The sequence below is a fragment of the Hydrogenobaculum sp. Y04AAS1 genome, from assembly GCF_000020785.1.
GTDB lineage: Bacteria > Aquificota > Aquificia > Aquificales > Aquificaceae > Hydrogenobaculum.
In genome coordinates, this window is the sequence record NC_011126.1 from 127,390 (window position 1) to 145,957 (window position 18,568).

18 protein-coding genes and 2 tRNA genes are annotated in these 18,568 nt (G+C 35.4%); 5 read left to right on the plus strand and 15 right to left on the minus strand.

Translation table 11 applies throughout. The annotated features are described in order from the left end of the window. Position 1 precedes the first annotated feature (1 nt). Genes HY04AAS1_RS00740 through HY04AAS1_RS00755 form a run of 4 tightly spaced genes read left to right on the plus strand, consistent with a single transcriptional unit; the run spans position 2 to position 4,295 of the window. On the plus strand, positions 2-2,113 hold the full coding sequence (locus HY04AAS1_RS00740; RefSeq protein WP_012513192.1) for a polyribonucleotide nucleotidyltransferase: 2,112 nt from the start codon (positions 2-4) through the stop codon (positions 2,111-2,113). 3 nt (positions 2,114-2,116) lie between these two features. Beyond that, a complete protein-coding gene (gene dut / locus HY04AAS1_RS00745; RefSeq protein ID WP_012513193.1) occupies positions 2,117-2,551 on the plus strand; it encodes a dUTP diphosphatase in 435 nt (144 codons plus the stop codon). Next, the gene (gene trpD, locus HY04AAS1_RS00750; protein ID WP_012513194.1) at positions 2,548-3,561 is read left to right on the plus strand and encodes an anthranilate phosphoribosyltransferase; all 1,014 of its coding nucleotides are present in this window, start codon (positions 2,548-2,550) and stop codon (positions 3,559-3,561) included. The genes dut and trpD overlap by 4 nt, the downstream gene beginning before the upstream one ends. Then, on the plus strand, positions 3,558-4,295 hold the full coding sequence (locus tag HY04AAS1_RS00755; RefSeq protein ID WP_012513195.1) for a menaquinone biosynthesis protein: 738 nt from the start codon (positions 3,558-3,560) through the stop codon (positions 4,293-4,295). Before trpD ends, HY04AAS1_RS00755 begins: the two co-directional genes overlap by 4 nt. Here HY04AAS1_RS00755 and clpX read toward each other — a convergent pair. The 6 genes from clpX to ftsZ all read right to left on the minus strand — a co-directional run bounded on the left by clpX (position 4,292) and on the right by ftsZ (position 9,112). Continuing rightward, positions 4,292-5,491, minus strand: coding sequence for an ATP-dependent Clp protease ATP-binding subunit ClpX (gene clpX / locus HY04AAS1_RS00760; protein ID WP_012513196.1), 1,200 nt, complete (start codon positions 5,489-5,491; stop codon positions 4,292-4,294). The two genes, HY04AAS1_RS00755 and clpX, sit on opposite strands and share 4 nt — an antisense overlap. Position 5,492: 1 nt before the next feature. Further along, positions 5,493-6,110: an ATP-dependent Clp endopeptidase proteolytic subunit ClpP gene (clpP, locus tag HY04AAS1_RS00765; RefSeq protein WP_012513197.1), complete on the minus strand. Its 618-nt coding sequence runs from the start codon at positions 6,108-6,110 to the stop codon at positions 5,493-5,495. Then, complete coding sequence (locus HY04AAS1_RS00770) at positions 6,097-7,467, minus strand: trigger factor (RefSeq protein WP_012513198.1); 1,371 nt, start codon at positions 7,465-7,467, stop codon at positions 6,097-6,099. Before HY04AAS1_RS00770 ends, clpP begins: the two co-directional genes overlap by 14 nt. 24 nt (positions 7,468-7,491) lie before the next feature. Then, positions 7,492-7,577 (minus strand) — tRNA-Leu (locus HY04AAS1_RS00775). A 72-nt stretch (positions 7,578-7,649) separates the two neighbouring features. Beyond that, positions 7,650-8,030: a Rid family detoxifying hydrolase gene (locus HY04AAS1_RS00780; RefSeq protein ID WP_012513199.1), complete on the minus strand. Its 381-nt coding sequence runs from the start codon at positions 8,028-8,030 to the stop codon at positions 7,650-7,652. Beyond that, the gene (ftsZ, locus tag HY04AAS1_RS00785) at positions 8,027-9,112 is read right to left on the minus strand and encodes a cell division protein FtsZ (RefSeq protein WP_012513200.1); all 1,086 of its coding nucleotides are present in this window, start codon (positions 9,110-9,112) and stop codon (positions 8,027-8,029) included. Before ftsZ ends, HY04AAS1_RS00780 begins: the two co-directional genes overlap by 4 nt. A 114-nt stretch (positions 9,113-9,226) precedes the next feature. Between ftsZ and HY04AAS1_RS00790 the strand changes: the two genes are divergently transcribed. Continuing rightward, positions 9,227-9,299 (plus strand) — tRNA-Asn (locus HY04AAS1_RS00790). Between the two features lies 1 nt (position 9,300). Here the strand turns inward: HY04AAS1_RS00790 and HY04AAS1_RS00795 are convergent. The 9 genes from HY04AAS1_RS00795 to rimO are packed head-to-tail and all read right to left on the minus strand — an operon-like array spanning position 9,301 to position 18,568. Further along, complete coding sequence (locus HY04AAS1_RS00795; protein ID WP_337954076.1) at positions 9,301-11,055, minus strand: ABC transporter ATP-binding protein/permease; 1,755 nt, start codon at positions 11,053-11,055, stop codon at positions 9,301-9,303. A gap of 30 nt (positions 11,056-11,085) precedes the next feature. Continuing rightward, the gene (gene flgA, locus HY04AAS1_RS00800; protein WP_337954077.1) at positions 11,086-11,760 is read right to left on the minus strand and encodes a flagellar basal body P-ring formation chaperone FlgA; all 675 of its coding nucleotides are present in this window, start codon (positions 11,758-11,760) and stop codon (positions 11,086-11,088) included. Between the two features lie 32 nt (positions 11,761-11,792). Beyond that, positions 11,793-12,584, minus strand: coding sequence for a flagellar basal-body rod protein FlgG (gene flgG / locus HY04AAS1_RS00805; RefSeq protein ID WP_012513203.1), 792 nt, complete (start codon positions 12,582-12,584; stop codon positions 11,793-11,795). Positions 12,585-12,640: 56 nt separating this feature from the next. Next, on the minus strand, positions 12,641-13,936 hold the full coding sequence (locus HY04AAS1_RS00810; RefSeq protein ID WP_012513204.1) for a hypothetical protein: 1,296 nt from the start codon (positions 13,934-13,936) through the stop codon (positions 12,641-12,643). An 11-nt stretch (positions 13,937-13,947) separates the two neighbouring features. Beyond that, the gene (locus HY04AAS1_RS00815; protein WP_012513205.1) at positions 13,948-14,859 is read right to left on the minus strand and encodes a prepilin-type N-terminal cleavage/methylation domain-containing protein; all 912 of its coding nucleotides are present in this window, start codon (positions 14,857-14,859) and stop codon (positions 13,948-13,950) included. After that, positions 14,843-15,190, minus strand: a complete 348-nt coding sequence (locus HY04AAS1_RS00820) for a hypothetical protein (protein WP_012513206.1) — start codon at positions 15,188-15,190, stop codon at positions 14,843-14,845. Before HY04AAS1_RS00820 ends, HY04AAS1_RS00815 begins: the two co-directional genes overlap by 17 nt. 29 nt (positions 15,191-15,219) lie before the next feature. Beyond that, the gene (argH, locus tag HY04AAS1_RS00825) at positions 15,220-16,596 is read right to left on the minus strand and encodes an argininosuccinate lyase (protein WP_012513207.1); all 1,377 of its coding nucleotides are present in this window, start codon (positions 16,594-16,596) and stop codon (positions 15,220-15,222) included. Further along, positions 16,593-17,366, minus strand: coding sequence for a cytochrome c biogenesis protein CcsA (gene ccsA, locus HY04AAS1_RS00830; RefSeq protein WP_012513208.1), 774 nt, complete (start codon positions 17,364-17,366; stop codon positions 16,593-16,595). Before ccsA ends, argH begins: the two co-directional genes overlap by 4 nt. After that, complete coding sequence (gene rimO / locus HY04AAS1_RS00835; protein WP_012513209.1) at positions 17,363-18,568, minus strand: 30S ribosomal protein S12 methylthiotransferase RimO; 1,206 nt, start codon at positions 18,566-18,568, stop codon at positions 17,363-17,365. Before rimO ends, ccsA begins: the two co-directional genes overlap by 4 nt.

Here is an 18,568-nt window from a genome sequence, read left to right on the forward strand (position 1 = left end):
TATGATTGTAAAAGCTGAAATTGGAAATCAAGACCCTATATATATAGAAGCAAACAAGTATGCCCATCAAGCTGATAGCAGCATTCTTATATCTCAAGGTGGTACAAAGGTATTGGTTACTGTATGTGTATCAGAAGAGCCTCTATGTGGCATAGATTTTGCACCTTTATCAGTAGATTACAGAGAGCGCTCTTTTGCTTGGGGTAAAATACCAGGAGGGTTTATAAAAAGAGAGGGAAAACCTACAGATAGAGAAGTGCTTATCTCAAGGGTGATAGATAGACCTCTTAGACCTCTCATGCCCAAAGGATTTTTAAATGAGGTGGTGGTTACTTGTCTAACGCTTTCAGCCGATGACAAATACGATCCTGACGTGTTAGCCATCACAGGTGCTTCTGCTGCGCTCGTTTCTTCCTCTGTGCCTTTTGAAGGGCCTATAGCTGGCATGAGGGTTTGCAGAGTAAACGGAGAATTTATAATAAACCCCACCTATGAACAGCGCAAAAACAGCGATATGGATATCGTTATGGCTCTTTCAAAAGATGCGATAGTGATGGTGGAAGGCGGGGCAAAAGAAGTAGAAGAAAGTGTTCTTTTGGATGCTTTATTTTTTGGACTTGAAAAAGGACAAACCCTTATAAAGGCCCAAGAAGAGCTTGTGGATTCTTTAAAACCAGAGAAAAAACCCATAGGTCACATCGGTTTATCAGATGATATGGCGAATAAGCTAAAAGAAATTGCTTCTTCAAAGATTTTAGAAGCTTTTAGTATAGAAGATAAAAAAGAAAGATCTAAAGCTTTAAAAGATGTTTATGCTCAAGCAATGCAAAAATTGGGGATATCAAAAGAACAAGAGTTTGACTTTTTAGTATCTTTTAAAGATTTAGAAAGCCAACTTATGAGGGAGCAAATCCTAAAATATAAAAAGCGCATAGATGGTAGAAAGGAAACAGATATAAGGCCAATTACCATAGAAATGCATCCACTCGAAAGACCACATGGGTCTGCTGTTTTCACTAGAGGTCAAACTCAAGCTTTAGCTACAGTGACTTTGGCACCAAAAGATGAAGCTCAGCTTGTGGAAACAATATTTGAAGGTGAGACTTTTAAAAGATTTATGCTTCATTACAACTTCCCACCTTTTAGCACAGGTGAAGCGAGGCCTTGGGGTCCTCCAAGAAGAAGGGAGATAGGCCACGGTGCTTTGGCGGAAAGAGCTTTAGAGCCTCTTTTAGCGAAAGAAGAGGATTTCCCTTACATTATAAGAGTAGTTTCAGATATTTTAGAATCAAACGGCTCAAGCTCTATGGCTACAGTGTGCGCAGGTTCTTTGGCACTTTTTGATGCTGGTGTACCCATGAAAAAGCATGTAGCCGGCATAGCTATGGGTCTTATAAAAGATGGCGATAACTTTGTCATACTTACCGATATACTTGGAGATGAAGACCATCTTGGAGATATGGATTTCAAGGTAGCTGGTACAAGGGATGGAGTAACAAGCGTTCAAATGGATATAAAAATAAAAGGTCTTAGCAAAGATATAATGATAAAAGCTTTAAACCAAGCCAAAGAAGCAAGGATGTTTATATTGGATAAACTTTATGAAGCTATACCAGAACCAAACAAAGAAGTATCTAAATATGCTCCAAAAGCTCAAGTGATGAAAATTCCAGAGGACAAAGTGGGTCTTGTAATAGGCCCTGCTGGAAAGAATATAAAGTATATAAAAGAGCAATTTGGTGCAAGTGTATGGATAGATGGTGCTAACGCTTATATAAATGCACCTACTATAGAAGCCGTAAATAAGGCGGCAGATTTTATAAACTCTTTAATTCAAGAGGTAGAGGTAGGTGGCGTATATGAAGGCAAAGTAATAAGGGTAGAAAACTATGGTTTGTTTGTAGAAGTACTACCTGGCAAAGTAGGATTGCTACATGCGTCTGCTATGACTGAAAAGCCTACTATAAACGTTGGTGATACTATAAAAGTAAAAGTTATGGCTATAGACGAACAAAATAGGTTAAACCTCTGTAGTCCAGACTATCAAAAGCCAGAAAACCAAGAAAGACCACGAAAAGAACAACTTAATAGGAAACCCCATCACAGAAAATAGTTTATGAAGCTTTTAGTAAAAAAACTAAGAGAAGATGCTGCACTTCCTTTTTATGCTACCTCTGGTGCTTCTGGACTCGATCTTTTTTGCGTTGATGATGTAGTAGTGATAAGACCTTTTGAAAGAGTGTTGGTGTCTACTGGAATAGCCATAGAGCTTCCAGAAGGCTATGAAGCTCAAATAAGACCAAGAAGCGGATTGGCTCTTAAAAAGGGTGTAACTGTGTTAAACAGCCCAGGTACTATAGACCATGACTATAGAGGTGAAATAAAAGTCATACTTATAAATTTATCGGACAAGGAAGTAATTATTGAAAAAGGTGAAAGGATAGCTCAGATGGTTATAGTTCCTGTTTTAAAGGTAGAAGTTGTAGAGGCCAAAGAACTCTCTAATACACAAAGACAAGATGGTGGTTTTGGTTCCACAGGTATGAAATGATAGATGTTCTTTCTAAATTATCGATAAAGGAAAATCTAACAAAAGAAGATATAAGACAAATGTTAGAATCCATTGCTTCAAACGAAGCCACAGAAGCTCAAATGGGCGCTTTCATAATGGGGATGAGATTAAAGGGAGAAACAATAGAAGAGATAACAGAGATAGCAAAGTTTTTTAGAGAAAAAGCTTTAAAAGTCCCAGTAAACAATCAAGAAGAACTTTTAGATACTTGTGGGACTGGCGGAGATGGAAAATCCACCTTCAACATATCAACGGCTAGTGCATTTGTTATAGCTGGTGCTGGTTTTAAAGTGGCAAAACATGGCAACAAATCCGTATCTTCAAAGTGTGGAAGTGCTGATATATTAGAACGTCTTGGTGTAAACATAAGTATGTCGCCAAATCATATAGCAAGATGTATAGAAGAAGTTGGTATTGGATTTATCTATGCACCTTTTCATCATGGTGTTATGAAAAACATAGCAAAGCCACGAAAAGAACTTGGAATAAAATCTGTTTTCAACCTTGTAGGACCTCTTTCAAATCCCGCTGGTGCTAAAAGGCAGATAATGGGTGTTTACGATATATATTTGGTGGAGAAAATAGCTTACGTGTTAAAGGAGCTAGGTAACATAAAATCTTTTGTGTTTAGTAGTTATGATGGTATGGATGAGGTTTCTATAAGCTCCAAAACGCTTGTGGCAAAACAAACAAAAGACGATGTTGACATGTTTGAATTTGATCCTACAGAGTATGGATTTTCTTTTCAAAATATAGAAGATATCCAAGCCAAAGATATAGAAGAAAGCTTAAATTTATTTAATATGGCTTTAAGCGGTAAGCCGTCGGCTGCTCTTGATGTAGTGCTTATAAATGCTAGTTTTGGTATTATGGCTTTTAGCGATATAGCTTTTAAAGAAGCTTTGGAAATAGCAAAAGATAGTGTGTTTTCTAAAAAAGCTTTAAATAAGCTACAAAGTTTGATAGAATGTTCAAATTATACTGAATGATAAAAGTAGGTAAAGTATCTTATTTAAATACGCTTCCCATGTTTTACAATCTTTTAAATTATGAAATAATAGAAGGACACCCTTCAGAGCTTTTTAAAATGCTTGAAGAAGATAAAATAGACATAGGCATATTATCATCTGCCGTATATTTAAAAGATAAAGATAAGTACACATACCTTGATGGCGTTTCCATATCTGGCAAGAAAATGGTATGTTCTGTTTTGCTTTTTTTGAAAGAAGATTATGTAAAAAATGTTTATCTTACCAAAGATTCTGTTACTTCAAGGATACTGACAAGATGGTATGTAGAGGAAATTTTAAAATTAAAACCAAACTATGTAGATGACGAAGAAAAAGCGGATACAATTCTTTATATAGGTGATAAAGCTATAAAAGAATATTGTTCTAACGCTTATAAAAAAATTGTAGATTTAGGTGAAGAATGGTTTAAAAGATATGGTGTTGGTTTTGTTTTTGCGCTTTTTACATACAAGAAAAGATCTGTAAAATCCTTTGATAAGTTGAAAGAGGATGTGATAAATTCTATAAACTTTTTTTATGAAAAACTAAAGAACAATTCTTTAGAGAATGAGATATTTAAAAAATACGATTTTGTGGATATAGACTTTTTTAGAAAGTATTTTCTTGAATGCCTTGATTTAGGACTAAGAGAAGGCCACAAACGCTCACTGGAAATATTTGAAGGTTTTGTGAAGCGCTTTGGCCTTACTTAACCAGCTTTTTTATACATATAAACTGGTTTTTTGTTCTCATCTATAACTATCTTTTCTACGTTTACTAAAGACGGTGCTTCATACATAATGTCAGTCATGATTTTTTCTACTATAGCCCTTAGCCCTCTTGCACCGGTCTTTCTTTTTATGGCCTCTTTTGCAATTTCTCTTAAAGCACCCTCAGTAAACTCTAATCCTATACCTTCCATTCTTAAAAGCTCTTTATACTGTTTAATAACAGCATTTTTAGGTTCAGTTAGTATTCTTATCAAATCTTCTTCTGTTAGTTCATTTAAAACACTTATAACCGGTAGTCTTCCTACAAACTCAGGTATAAGCCCAAAGTTGATAAGGTCGTCGGGTTCTACCTGTGATAGTATATTGCCTTCTTCTTTGTATTTTGAAATTTCTGTTTCAAAACCCACGGTGCTTTTACCAAGTCTTCTTTTTATTATATCTTCTAAACCTACGAAAGCTCCACCGCATATAAACAGTATGTTGGTAGTATCAAGCTGTATGAACTCTTGGTGTGGATGTTTTCTGCCACCCTGAGGTGGTACGTTTGCTATAGTCCCTTCTATGATTTTTAAAAGAGCTTGTTGCACACCTTCGCCCGATACATCCCTTGTGATAGAGGGGTTATGACCAGATTTCTTAGCTATTTTATCTATTTCATCTATATATATAATGCCTTTTTTAGCCTTTTCTATGTTGTAATCACAGTTTTGTAAGAGTCTCACTAAAACGTTCTCTACGTCTTCTCCGACGTAACCTGCCTCTGTAAGGGTAGTGGCATCTGCTATAGCAAAAGGTACGTTTAAAATTTTTGCCAATGTTTTTGCCAAAAGCGTTTTGCCACTTCCGGTAGGTCCTATAAGGAGTATATTGCTCTTTTCTATATCTGTATCGGATTTTCTAAGTATTCTTTTGTAATGATTATAAACTGCCACGGATAGAATTTTTTTAGCTTCATCTTGACCTATGATAAACTCATCTAGAATTTTCTTTATCTCTTTTGGTTTTGGTATAGATCTTACTTCTTTTGTAACTTCTTCCTTATCATGTTGCTTGATTAGATCCATCGCTTTTTCTACGCATTCGCTACATATGTTCATACCATTTGGACCCGCTATCATCAACGGTACATCTTTGGATGATTTGTTGCAAAATGAACAATATTCTTTTTTGCTAGCCATATTAAGCCCTCTTCGTGATTACTTTGTCTATAAGCCCATAGTTTTTGGCTTCTTCGGCAGACATAAAGTAATCTCTATCCACATCTTTTTCTATTTGTCTTAAGTTTTTACCGGTGGCGTTTGCCAATATGGTATTTAATATGTGTTTTATACGTTTTATCTCCTCAGCGTGTATAAGTATATCTGTAGCTTGACCTTGTACGCCTCCAAGTGGTTGGTGTATCATGATGCGAGCGTTTGGAAGCGCAAACCTTTTTCCTTTTGTACCAGCTGCCAAAAGCACCGCTCCCATAGAAGCTGCTTGTCCTATGCATATAGTGGTTACATCAGGCTTTATATACTGCATAGTGTCGTATATAGCAAGACCTGCTGTAACAGAACCACCAGGGGAGTTTATATACATTTGTATATCTTTTTCAGGGTCTTGGGCTTCTAAAAACAAAAGCTGGGCTACTATAAGGTTTGCCACGTGGTCATCTATAGGAAAACCAAGTATAACTATACGATCTTGTAAAAGCCTCGAATATATATCGTAGGCTCTTTCACCACGAGGTGTTTGTTCAACTACTATCGGTACAAGTTGATCTATAATCTTCTGATAATCTTTAGGGTTGCTCAACGTTTTCCTCCTTTAAAGATGTATTCTCTTTAAATTTAACCATTTCTAAAAGTTTGTCCATAGCTTTAGAAGCAAGTATATCTTTTATAAGCACAGACTTCCTGTCTTCTCTTAAAAAGTAGTTTTCTATGTTCTCTCTCAATCTTTTTAAAGACTCCTCATCTTTCTGATGTTCTGGTAGCATGTCTTTGTAAGCTTCTACTTGTTCGTCTATATATTTCTTTATATCTTCATCTGTTAGTTCTATGCCAAATTTTTTAGCGTAAGATACAAATATTGAGCGAGTTTTAGCGCTTGTGATACCTTCTTTTATAGACTTATCGTACGCCGATTTTTCTATAACTTTTAACGTTTCTTCATCAAAGGAGCTCAAATCAAACATGTTGTTTAATCTGTTTAGCTCCTCTTCGTAGACCAAGTTGGCAATTCTTATAGCTTCTGTTCTTGATACTTCGGTTATATCTTTGTACTCTTCTAATAAGTATTTGGTAAGAGCTTCTATCTTTGCTTCTTCTTTTTTGTTTTCTAAGTAGGTTTGTAGTCTTTTCTTTATGTTTTCTCTAGCTTCTTGGACATTTTCTCCAAGGTTTAGTTCTTTCGCCAATTCATCTGTTAGTTCTGGATATGCTTTCTTTTTTACAGACTCTATCTTTGCTTCTATATCTACTTTTGGCGTGTTTTCATCTTCTGTTTCTTGGATTGGTACATTTTCTAGCTTGATTACGTCCTGTTCTTTTTTCCCTAAAATCTCCTTATAAAGGTCTTCTCTTAAGCCTAACTCTTTCAATATACCGCTTAGTTTTTGATTTACCTTTTCTCCATCTTGCTTATCTACAACGGTATAGTCTATTACAACGTAATCATCTTCTTCTATTGGCCCATCTTTTGGCTCCAACGTGGCTTTATCTTCTAGGGCATATTTTATTGTTTGTTCTACCATCTCATCTGTTAACTCAAAACTAGGTATTTCTAATTCTACGCTTTCAAAGTCTTTTAGCTTGCCGCTTTCTATGACTGGGAATATTTCAATATAACCTTCCATTGTGAGTTTCATTTCTTTTTCTGAAAATTTGCTATTTTCCAAGTTTATTTTTATATCCATAACATCAAAGCCCATTTCTTTTGCACTTTCATAGGCTTTCTTGGCAAAATCTTCTACAAGAGCTTCGAGTATGTAGTTTTTAAACTTGCTCTTTATAATCCATTCAGGGGCTTTTCCTTTTCTAAAGCCATCTACCTCTGCATTGGTCTTTAGCTCGTTTAAGATTGTCCTGTAAGTTTGCTCTAGCTCTTTTCCTTCTACATCAAAAGCAAAATCTCTAAATATACCTTCTTCTTTTGTTATGGTAAAAGCCATAAAACCTCCAAAAAATTTGTTTAATGCGGATGGAGGGACTCGAACCCTCACGGGCTTTTACGCCCACAGGATCCTAAGTCCTGTGTGTCTGCCAATTTCACCACATCCGCTATAAATTTAATATTATAGCACAAACTTGCACATTTTAGATTTACTGAACTAAATCGGTTGATTTTTAGTTTTTAGGCTTTTATTGCTATAACATCAATTTCTATCAAGGCACCTTTTGGTAGAGAAGATACTTCTACCGTAGAGCGCGCTGGTTTTGTAGGGGCGTTTGTAAAAAACTCTTCGTAAATAGCGTTTATCACCGCAAAATTTTCTAAATGAGTTAGGTATATGGTAGTTTTTACCACATCTTCTAAATTAAAACCCGCTTCTTGAAGTATGTGTTGTATGTTTGAAAGACATTGTTTTGTTTGGGATACTATGTCTGGTTTTAGATTACCCGCTTCATCTATACCTATGCTACCGGATACAAAAAGCATGTTGTTTATAAGTATCGCTTGGGAATAAGGCCCCAAAGGTTTTGGGGCTTTTGGTGTAAATATTTCTTTTTTCATATCTTTCTTTTTCTTCTAAGGTAAGCCGGTAAGTCTTCTTCTTCCTGAGCTTGCGGTTCTACGACTCTTGGTTTTTCTTCTTTTTTTGGTTCTCTATCTTGGGTTTTTATAACCTTTAAACCCTGCTGGGCTTTTACATTTTCTTCAAAATCAGTGGCTACTATAGCCACTTTTGTATTTTGACCTTCGTTTTCATTTAACACAACAGCACCAAATATAATAAGTGCGTTGTCGTCGGCTTCTTCTCTTATCTTTGCTATAGAGGATTCTATTTCTGTAAATGGCGTGTCTTGATTTATCCAAAGTGTTACCATAAGTCTCTTGGATCCTTTTATAGAGTTTCCTTCCAACAGCGGACTGTGCATAGCTTGTTCTACGGCGGCATCTAACTTATCGCTATTTTTGGATGTACCTATACCTATTAAAGATAATCCTCCGTCTTGCATTATCGTTTTTACGTCTGCAAAGTCTACGTTTATTAAAGCCGGTGTGGTTACTATGTTTGTTATACCTCTGACTGCTTGAGATAGTATATCGTCTACCATTTTGAAAGCGTTTCCTATTGTGAGGTTTCTATCGGCTATATCGTGAAGTCTTTGATTGTGTATCACAATATATGTATCGCATACATCTTTTATTTTTTGTAATCCTTCTTCTGCTGCCTGAGCTCTTTTGGGACCTTCAAAGTTGAAGGGCTTTGTGCATACGCATACCGTAAGTATGTTCATCTCTTTTGCCGCTTGGGCTATAACAGGAGCTGCTCCTGTGCCTGTGCCACCTCCAAGACCTACCGCTATAAATAGCATATCGGTATCTCTTAATATTTCTTTTACCTTATCCAAATCTTCTAAAGCCGCTTGTTCTCCTACTTCTGGTCTTGCGCCGGCTCCTAGACCTCTAGTTATTTTTTCACCTATTTGTAGTTTGTTTGGAACACCCAACGTGCTAAGGTGTTGTATATCTGTATTTAAAGCATACAATTCAACATTTTCTATACCATCAAGATACATTCTATTAACAGCGTTGCAACCACCGCCGCCTACGCCAAACACTTTAATCTTTGTAGGATTTATAAAATCCATATACACCTCCTAAATATTACTCATAATTAGTATATCATAAAAACGTTGTTGCTATTTCTTATGACTTAAAAAATCCTTGAAAATTTTTTTGCTTATGGTATAATAATATTGTTATCTGGGGTAGCTCAACCGGCAGAGCGGGTGGCTGTTAACCACCAGGTTGGGGGTTCGAGCCCCTCCCCCGGAGTTTAAATAGATCTTATAGATTTTTGAATATACGTTATCTCGTATTGAGCGTTTTCTTTCAAAATCAGTTTTTTAAGGTGAAAATCTTCCAAAGATTTACGATGAGCAACGCTTATTATCGTTAGGTTTTTAAGCTTTTCTAATAAAAGGCTATAAAGGTGTAGTTCTTTTTCTTCGTTTAAGGCACTTGTGGATTCATCCATAAAAAGCCAATCCGGTGAATGAAGCAATACCCTTGCTATGTTGAGGTTTTGCTGTTCACCGGGAGAAAGCACCTGAGACCATAGATTTTTTGTGTTTAAATCCTTTGAAAGGTAAGAAAGACCCACTATGTTTAAAAGTTCTTCCAAATATTCATTTGACACAGCTTTGCCATCTGTAGATGGGTATAAAAGTATCTCCCTTAGACTTCCATATGGAAAATAAGGTTTTTGCGGTAAAAACATATGGTTTTGCGGCAGTTTTATGGTTCCTTCTCCAAAGGGCCAAATGCCGGCTATTGCTCTTATGAGAGTAGATTTACCGACACCAGAGGGTCCCATTATTATAGTATGTTCTTTTTTATCTACATTAAGGTTTAGATTTTTTACGATAAACTTCTCAGAATAAGGTATCTTTATACTTAAATGTTCTATTGTTAGTCCATCTTGGCTTGGCAAAATAGTTATCTTGCTTTGATTTTGAGAAGTTTCTATAGCTTTTATATTTTTCTCAAAAGTCCTAAGCCTGTCTACCACCGAATACCAAGCGGCTATTGAAGCGTAAGAATTTACTATAAAAGATAAAGACGATTGCACTTGACCAAAAGCGCTAGCTATTTGCATCACGTCACCAAGCTGTATTTTTTTGGCAAAAAACCTCGGAGCTGCTACGAGTATCGGGAATATAATGGCTATTTGATTGTATCCAGATGTAAACCATCCAAGCATTTTTAGCCTTACCATGATTTGCCAATAGTTTTGAAATACGTATCTAAATGTATCCATGAGGTTTTGATGCTCTTTTTCTTCCGCGTTTAAAAGAGCTACAGATTCTGAATTTTCTCTTATTCTTATCAAAGCAAATCTAAAGTTTGCTTCAAACATTTGTTGGTCAAAGTTTAGTTTCACTAGAGGTTTACCGATTTTGGCGGTTATATAAGTCCCTAATATAGCGTATATAATCGCTGCCCAAACCATATAAGCTGGTATTGTGATTTTAATATGAAAAGCATTAAAACTTATAGGACCAGATATGATCCAAAGCATTCCGACAAATGAGAAAAACGTTACCACCGAGCTCATTAGTCCCAAAAATAGTCCTAAGCTTTGGCTTATAAAGGCATTTACGTCATCTGCTATACGTTGGTCTGGGTTATCGGTGTTTTGTTCTATAACTTGCATGTGGTAAAACTTTTTATTGCTTACCCATTTGTTTATGTAGTGTGATGTGAGCCAAGCTCTCCATTTTATCTGAAGCATCTGTTGAAGATATGTAGCATAGACTGCCGATACTATAAAAAGCGTTGCTAAGATGCTAAACTCTAAAAGCGCTTTCCAAAAGCCTTTTTCATCAAAGTGTTGCAATGCATCGTAAAAAACTTTATACCATTTTGTAAAAAGCACATTTAAAAATACTTGGAAAAGATTTAAAAAAATTATCACAAAAAACAAAAGCCAAGCTTTTTTCTTTTCTTCCGAATGAAGCCAATAGGGTTTTAATATATGCCAGAAATCTTTCCAGAAAGTCTTATCCAGTTTACTTATATTACTGTCCATCTTACTTAATTTTACCATTTTTATATGAAATTAATATGAATTTGGGCTTATAAGGACAGTATCTTTGTCTATAACTTTGCCGACGATAAAAGTTTTTTGGTTGCCTAGAGGTTGCAGTCTTACAAATTTGCCAAGATATCCGTTTTGCATTGCTTTAGCCTTTGTGGTAATCCTTATATAGCCGTTGTCGTATATAACTCTTACTATATCTCCGTAACGTATAATAGGCACCATGCTTATCATAGAAGTTCTTATGGGCTCTCCTATGCCTATATTTTGCAAAGCTGTAGCCCCTATCACTTGACGCTTTGATACAACCAAGTTTTGAGGTACAAACCTTATATACTTTACGGCGCTCTTGATGTCGTCTTTTGTAATAATCTGTCCTCTGGTGATGAGTTTTTTTGCCACTATAACAGGCACTCTCCATTCTATATATACCATGGCATTGTAGGTTCTTTGAAGCACGTTATTTGAGTTTATATTTATCGTAGCGTAAGCCACCGGGCTAAGGGGCGGTACTCTGAGATTTACAGATATATCTTTTGAGTCTACTTCAAATGGCTTATATACAAAGCAGTTTACCGAATCTACTCTTATGTTATCATGGTACTCTTTTTTTATTTGGCTTTTAACAAGATTTTCAATATATTTTTGGCTAAATGTTATATTTTCTGAAAAGCCACAAAACGATAAAAAAAGCAAAAAAACAAAAATACTATAAAAGGTTTTTTTCATTAACCTGTGTATAGGTTTGCCGCAGTAGAAAGCATAGTGTTTGCTGCTGTAATCCCTTTTGAGTTAAATTGGTAAGCGTTTTCTGCTATGATGAGATTTACCATTTCGTTTACTATGTTTACATTTGAAGCTTCTGTGTAACCTGATAAAAGAGTGCCAAGTCCTTGAGTACCAGGGTTTGATACTATTGGATTTCCAGAAGCTTGGGTTTGTTCAAACAGGTTGTTGCCTATACGCTTTAAACCGGCTGGATTTACAAAATTTGCCATTTGAAGCTGCCCTACAGTTTGGACCCCTTGCTGTCCCGGTATTGTAACAGCCACCGTGCCATCCGGACCTATGTTTACAGAGGTTGCGTTTGGAGGTACCGTAATTTGAGGTTGGATGAGATATCCATCTGCTGTTACCAAATCTCCATTGGCATCTAATTGAAGTTGTCCATTTCTTGTATAGGCTATAGTACCATCTGGCATAGCCACTTGGAAAAACCCGTTTCCTTGTATAGCCACATCAAGGGGATTACCAGTTTGCTGGACGTTTCCTTGAGTAAATATACCGTAAGTTCCATCTATGTAAGCACCAAGCCCAAGTTGATATCCTATGGGGTTTTGTGAGTTTTGAGATGTTTCCATGCCAGGATCTTTTACAGTTTGGTATATAAGATCGTCAAATACAGGTTGAAGCTGTTTATAGCCTACCGTATCTACATTTGCCATGTTGTTTGATATAACATCAAGGTTTTGTTGTTGAGCTGTCATACCAGCCGCCGATGTCCACATAGCTCTAAACATACACTCTTACCTCCAGATTTATAAATATATGCTTTGCTATAAACTTTTCAATGCTTTTAATATAAAGTAACAGCATTAAGCATAACCTGCTGCTGTCCTTGGGAATAGCAATTTATGGGGTTAAATAAATTAGGAAAAGCACTAGTAATTGTTTGTAGTATAGCATAGTTAAAGTTGATGGAAGTATTACCGCTTAGATTAATCCCATCGCTTGTATTGTTAACATATAAAGCACCATTAACACTTGAATTTCCTATGCTAAAATCTGATAAATTATTAATCATAAAAAGGCCGTTTATGCTAGCAGTACCATGCATATCTATGCTTGCATTGTCAGCTATTAAAGTTGTAGGGTTTGGGTATCCTATTTGAGAGTTTCCATGGGTATCAATTGTTAATGTGTTTGGAGTATATAGCAATCCACCGGTAATAGATAATGTATTACCAGTAATGTTTATACCACTGTTTGCATAAATTATTTGATTGTTTCCGAAAGTAGCAGAATTTACAGTTAAATTACCGCCTATGTAGTATATTGAACAATTATTGCTTAATGGTTGTGAACCGCAACTAATACTGGATCCACTAGCTGTAGCATTACCATTGCAATAGCAACTTTGATTTTGAGTGGGTGCGTTTATAGAACTCCCATTTGTAGTAGTGCCAAAATAATTAGCCACTTCTGTTAGTATATAGTTTTGAAGCTGCGAAAAGCTGTTAAAAGGTGTTACAAGTTGAGCTATATCTGTGGATGTTGTTGTTCTTGTATATGGATCTCCTCCTATGCCTTTTGGATTATTTGGGTTTGGATTATTTTGACATGTATATAAATTTGGTAAATTTGGCAATGTTAAGTTAGAACCCTCTAGTAGTCCTGTTGCTTCACATTGGGCTATGTAGTCACAACCGTTAATAGCGGCAGACCCACCTATGCTTACTGAACCATTTATCACTCCCAAAGCTCCCCAGTTTGAACTACCAGTGGATATAGCTATTGCTCTTACTACTTCTCCTCCTGTTTGGCCAGTACCTATTGATTCTATAAAGCAGGTTTTGTTGTTAATATCAGATTGTGTTATCACTTGCACTGTCCCGCCGGTTGGAAGTGTTTGAGATATACCACAACCGTTGTTAGTACAATTACAAGTGCCATTCATAACGTTGTAAGCTACTTGCTGAAGTCCATAATCTGCGTTGTAATAGGCTTTTGAATAGTTTATCATAGCCCCCGATGTCATATTGCCGTAATATACAAGCATAGCACCTGCTATGCCTATTACAAAAAGCACTATCATAACAAGCATTGTAGTAATTAACGTATACCCTCTTCTAAATTGCTTGACTACACTCATAAGCTACCCTCCTACTTGTAAAAATCAAAACTAAAAGTTATAGAAGTTATACCTCCAGAGGCATTTTTAGCTTGAGAATTTACGCCTATGATAGCCTCTATCATATTACATGAGTTTGTAGCAATGCAGCCTTGCGGATATGCACTAAAGCTAAGGCTTTGAACTGGGACTATTGGCTGCGTATTGGTGGTACCAGTGGCTTCGTTAATAGTTTGTAAATAAAGCCAATTGTTGTTGTTATCACTTGGATTTGGCTGGCAAAAAAATGATATTTGATAGGGAACTGAGTAAAGCACATCTCCTGGGCTTAAACTTAGATTTTGGCCTGTAGTAGTATCGTATATAGTATCGTTATATATTGTAGCATTTGAAGCTGTGGTATATATGCAAGATACGTTGTTTGGAGATATGTTTATTGTAAATATATCAGGGGTCGTATTGGAAGAATTGGAATAGTAAAAGCTTCCACCCCTAATTAGATAATAGTATGCAGTGCTACCACTTGGATTTGTATCTGAAAGTCTACAGCTTATAACATCTGCATTGGAATTGCTGTCTATATTTTGCACCATACCAAAACCATACAAACTACCGTAGAAACTTATGCTATCACAAGGACAAGTCTGCCACGAACAGCTTCCTGAAGATATGGATATATAGCTTGGTGCTGGTGGTGGATATCCTCCATTTGTATTGTTTGTATTTGATGGTACTCCTACACCACCTCTATCAAAATATTTTTGCATTACCACGTAAGCGTTGTAAGCATTTTCCTCTGCTCCTGAGATTGAGTTTGTGTTAAAGAAAATCTTTTGAGTGGATTCGTAAAGCTCAAAAAGTGCTAGCATAAGGACTACGCTCATAGCTATTGCTACAAGCATCTCTGTTATGGTAAAAGCCTTAGACTTAGAATTGACAAACATTGTCAGTCTCGCTGTAAGATAGATTATTGTAAGAGGCTGTAGATGTTATTGTGCTACATCCACTTGTAGGTTGAGTACAGTTTACATTTAAATTCACTTGTATCCCACCGCATTGGACTGTAGAAGGTATTGGTTGTCCACTCATACACATGGCTATAGCATTTGAAGCTATAGTTGTAAGACATCCATATATAAACCTATTTTTTGTATCGTTGGCAAAAAAAGACTGCATCGCTGCAAATGTGATAACCCCTATTGCTAAAAGGGCGATGGATACCATCACCTCTGTGACAGTAAGCCCTAATTTTTCATGTTTTTGAGTTTTTATCATAAACTCCTCTGATTAAAAATATAATACTTTTATAAATTTTTGTCTATGCTTTCTTCTGAAGAGGATAAATCTATCTGTTTTTTTACAAAATCTTTGTTTGTGCTGCCATAGGTTTTTTTTCTTAAGATAGAAGATTCTTTGGAAATTATATCTTTTGCGTCTTTGTCAAAAGCTTTTGAGAAGTTGTTTAGTTCTTCTTTGGTTAGAGATTCTAAGGGTTTTTGGTTTTCTATGGCGTAAGCTACGATATTACCTACTATGTGATGAGCTTCTCTAAAAGGTATATTTTTTTCTACAAGATAGTTTGCCAAATCTGTGGCTAAAAGAAGGTTTCCCGCTTCTATATTTTGTCTAAACCTTATATCTTTTATAATCAATATCATCATTTTTAAGCTGTTTAAGATGGTGTTTGTGGCGTCAAAAATAGGCTCTTTGTCCTCTTGAAGGTCCCTGTTGTAAGTCATTGGAAGCCCTTTTAGGTTTACCATAAGATTTATAAGGTTTGCGTAAACTCTTCCAGCTTTTCCTCTTATAAGCTCTAAAACATCTGGGTTTTTCTTTTGAGGCATGATGGAGCTTCCTGTGCAAAGACTATCTGGTAAATCTATAAATTTAAACTCTTCTGTGTTAAATATAATAAAATCCTCTGCCATCCTAGAAAGATGCATCGCTATAGAACTAAGGCAAAACATGTATTCTATGGCAAAATCTCTATCTGCTACAGCATCCATTGAGTTTCTTGAGATTTTAGAAAAGTTCAAAATACTTGCTTCTAAAAACCTATCTAGTGGAAAATCTGCCCCTGCCAAAGCACCGCTTCCAAGGGTTAGAGTATCTATCCTTCTGTAAGCATCTATAAGTCTTTGAGAGTCTCTTAAAAAAGCCTCTTTAAAAGAAAGAAGATAATGAGCCACCAATACCGGCTGAGCCCTTTGTAAGTGCGTGTATCCTGGCATTATAAGATCTTCATACTCTTTTGCTTTTAAGACAAGCTGTTGTTTTAGTGCTTTTAAAAGCTCAAAAATCTTTAGAATATGGTCTTTTAAATAAAGTCTTAAATCTGTGTTTACTTGATCGTTTCTTGATCTTCCGGTGTGTAGTTTTTTGGCATCTTCTCCTATTAGTTCATACAACCTACTTTCTATATTCATATGTATATCTTCTTTTGATATATCAAAATAAAACTCGTTTTTTTCTATCTCTTGTTTTATCTTCTTTAGACCACTTTTTATATTTTCGTAAGAGTCTTTTGATATGACACCTGCTTTTAAAAGAGCTTCTAAGTGTGCAAAATCTTGCTCTAGATCATACATTGCTAAGGCTTTATCAAAGCTTATAGATTCTGTAAAAAGTTCTACGTCTTTTGATGTATCTTCTTTAAACCTTCCAGACCACGCTTTGCTCATCCTGTTATTATACTATGTTTTATGAATATAACAGATATAACCGTTATGGTGCTTCCCAAAGCTGATAGAACCGAGATTGTGGTGGGTTTTGAAGATTTAAAGATATATGTATGGACAAGTATTGCATAATAAAACCATAAAAACGATATTACTAAGATTTTTGGATCTAAATAAAGGCTTTTGTCGTAATAAAAAGACCACATAACACCAAAAAGGATAGTGATGGTTAAAAATATAAAACTCATATTTATAGACAATCTTTCTATAAATATTAAAGTATATATAGGAACGTAAGTTTTTGAAAACTTTTTTTGTTTTATCTGCTTTTCTGATATAAGTTTTAACAAAGAAAATATACCTCCAAGCATGATAAAAGAGTAAGAGAGCCCTGCACTTATTATATGTATTAAAAATATCGGGTTTAAAAGGCTTGGTTGTTGATGTAAAAATACGTTTCTTAAATTAGCCATGCTAAACAGCGCTCCTATAAAAGATATAATAAAACCTATGTTTTCTAAATTTCTAAACTTAGTAAGAAGGATACCGTAAAAAAGCATTATGATGTTACCAGAAAAAGCAACTATAGCATCTATGTTGCTAAAAGCGACCCCAGATTTTACATTTAAAATAAGCTTTATAAGGTAAAACAAGTTCCCAAGCATTATAAAAATTAGACTGTATTTTATCGTGTTTTTGGCTTTTAGTGTATAAAGCAAAAAGCTTATAAAAGCCATAAGGTAAAATAGTATATTAAATATATAAAATATCATATATCCACCAGTAAATCGGTACCGATGTTTGCTATAACCTTTGCTTTTTTAATAATACCAGTTTTAGGGCTTGATTTTTCAAGGAACACTATCCCATCTATCTCCGGGGCTTGAAAGAAAGCTCTTGCTCTATCTTTTTTCTCTATAAGTATATCTATCTCTTGCCCTACCAAAGCGCTGTTTTTCTCTTCCAATATCTCTTGGGACAGATTAAACACCTCTTTGTAGCGTCTTTGTTTTTCTTCTTTTGGTATTTTATCATCAAACTGATATGCATATGTGCCCTCTTCGTGGGAATATTCGAAAACCCCTACAAAGTGAAAAAGTTCTTGGCTTATAAAATCTAAAAGCTCCTCAAAATCTCTTTCCTCTTCCGTTGGATAACCTACTATAAAAGAGCTTCTTAGTATAGGTTTTTTATGCTTCATAGCGTTTATTTGTTCTAAAAGCCTAAAAACATCTTTTTTTGTATATCCTCTTCTCATGCTTTTTAAAATATTATCAGATATATGCTGAAGTGGTATATCAAAATAAGGCAATACGCTTTTAGAATTGTCTATATAATCTATAAAGTCTTTACTTATGCTGTTTGGATACAGATACATGAGTCTTATCCAAGGAAAATCGAGCTTTTCAAGGGCATCTAATAGTTTTATTATGCTTTTAAAAGAGTTATCTTCTTGATAGTAAAGAGTATCTTGAGATACGATGATAAGTTCTTTTACACCCTTTTCTTTTAGATATATGGCCTCTTCTACAAGCTCTTCTATGGATTTTGACCTATGATGACCTCTTATATTTGGTATGGCACAAAAAGAACATTTTCTGTTGCATCCTTCCGCTATCTTAAGGTAGGCGTAATGCTTGGTGGTAAGTTGTCTTTTGGGTGTTTGTAAAAGCTCAATACCTTCTAAATCTTTTATATTTTCAAAAAATACAGCTTCTGGTATCTCCTTTTGAAGCTCTTCTTTGTATCTGTACACAAGGCATCCTGTCACAAACACTTTTTTGCCGTCTCCTATAGCTTTTAGTATCTCTTCTATAGACTCTCTTTTGGCTTGTTCTATAAACCCACAGGTGTTTATAACAACGGTGTCAGCCCTGTGATAAGAGCTTATGTTTTCTTTTTTAAAAAAGCCCATAATATTTTCTGAATCCACAAGGTTTTTTGGACATCCTAAATTTATAAAATTTATTTTCAT

What these genes read in the sequence shown, in the direction of transcription:
- argH (WP_012513207.1), bottom strand. Translation starts at nt 16,596, where the DNA reads ATGAGCAAAGCGTGGTCTGGAAGGTTTAAAGAAGATACATCAAAAGAC.
- ccsA (WP_012513208.1), bottom strand. Translation starts at nt 17,366, where the DNA reads ATGATATTTTATATATTTAATATACTATTTTACCTTATGGCTTTTATA.
- HY04AAS1_RS00795 (WP_337954076.1), bottom strand. Translation starts at nt 11,055, where the DNA reads ATGGACAGTAATATAAGTAAACTGGATAAGACTTTCTGGAAAGATTTC.
- dut (WP_012513193.1), top strand. Translation starts at nt 2,117, where the DNA reads ATGAAGCTTTTAGTAAAAAAACTAAGAGAAGATGCTGCACTTCCTTTT.
- HY04AAS1_RS00755 (WP_012513195.1), top strand. Translation starts at nt 3,558, where the DNA reads ATGATAAAAGTAGGTAAAGTATCTTATTTAAATACGCTTCCCATGTTT.
- ftsZ (WP_012513200.1), bottom strand. Translation starts at nt 9,112, where the DNA reads ATGGATTTTATAAATCCTACAAAGATTAAAGTGTTTGGCGTAGGCGGC.
- flgG (WP_012513203.1), bottom strand. Translation starts at nt 12,584, where the DNA reads ATGTTTAGAGCTATGTGGACATCGGCGGCTGGTATGACAGCTCAACAA.
- HY04AAS1_RS00780 (WP_012513199.1), bottom strand. Translation starts at nt 8,030, where the DNA reads ATGAAAAAAGAAATATTTACACCAAAAGCCCCAAAACCTTTGGGGCCT.
- HY04AAS1_RS00815 (WP_012513205.1), bottom strand. Translation starts at nt 14,859, where the DNA reads ATGTTTGTCAATTCTAAGTCTAAGGCTTTTACCATAACAGAGATGCTT.
- HY04AAS1_RS00810 (WP_012513204.1), bottom strand. Translation starts at nt 13,936, where the DNA reads ATGAGTGTAGTCAAGCAATTTAGAAGAGGGTATACGTTAATTACTACA.
- HY04AAS1_RS00740 (WP_012513192.1), top strand. Translation starts at nt 2, where the DNA reads ATGATTGTAAAAGCTGAAATTGGAAATCAAGACCCTATATATATAGAA.
- rimO (WP_012513209.1), bottom strand. Translation starts at nt 18,568, where the DNA reads ATGAAAATAAATTTTATAAATTTAGGATGTCCAAAAAACCTTGTGGAT.
- HY04AAS1_RS00770 (WP_012513198.1), bottom strand. Translation starts at nt 7,467, where the DNA reads ATGGCTTTTACCATAACAAAAGAAGAAGGTATATTTAGAGATTTTGCT.
- HY04AAS1_RS00820 (WP_012513206.1), bottom strand. Translation starts at nt 15,190, where the DNA reads ATGATAAAAACTCAAAAACATGAAAAATTAGGGCTTACTGTCACAGAG.
- trpD (WP_012513194.1), top strand. Translation starts at nt 2,548, where the DNA reads ATGATAGATGTTCTTTCTAAATTATCGATAAAGGAAAATCTAACAAAA.
- clpX (WP_012513196.1), bottom strand. Translation starts at nt 5,491, where the DNA reads ATGGCTAGCAAAAAAGAATATTGTTCATTTTGCAACAAATCATCCAAA.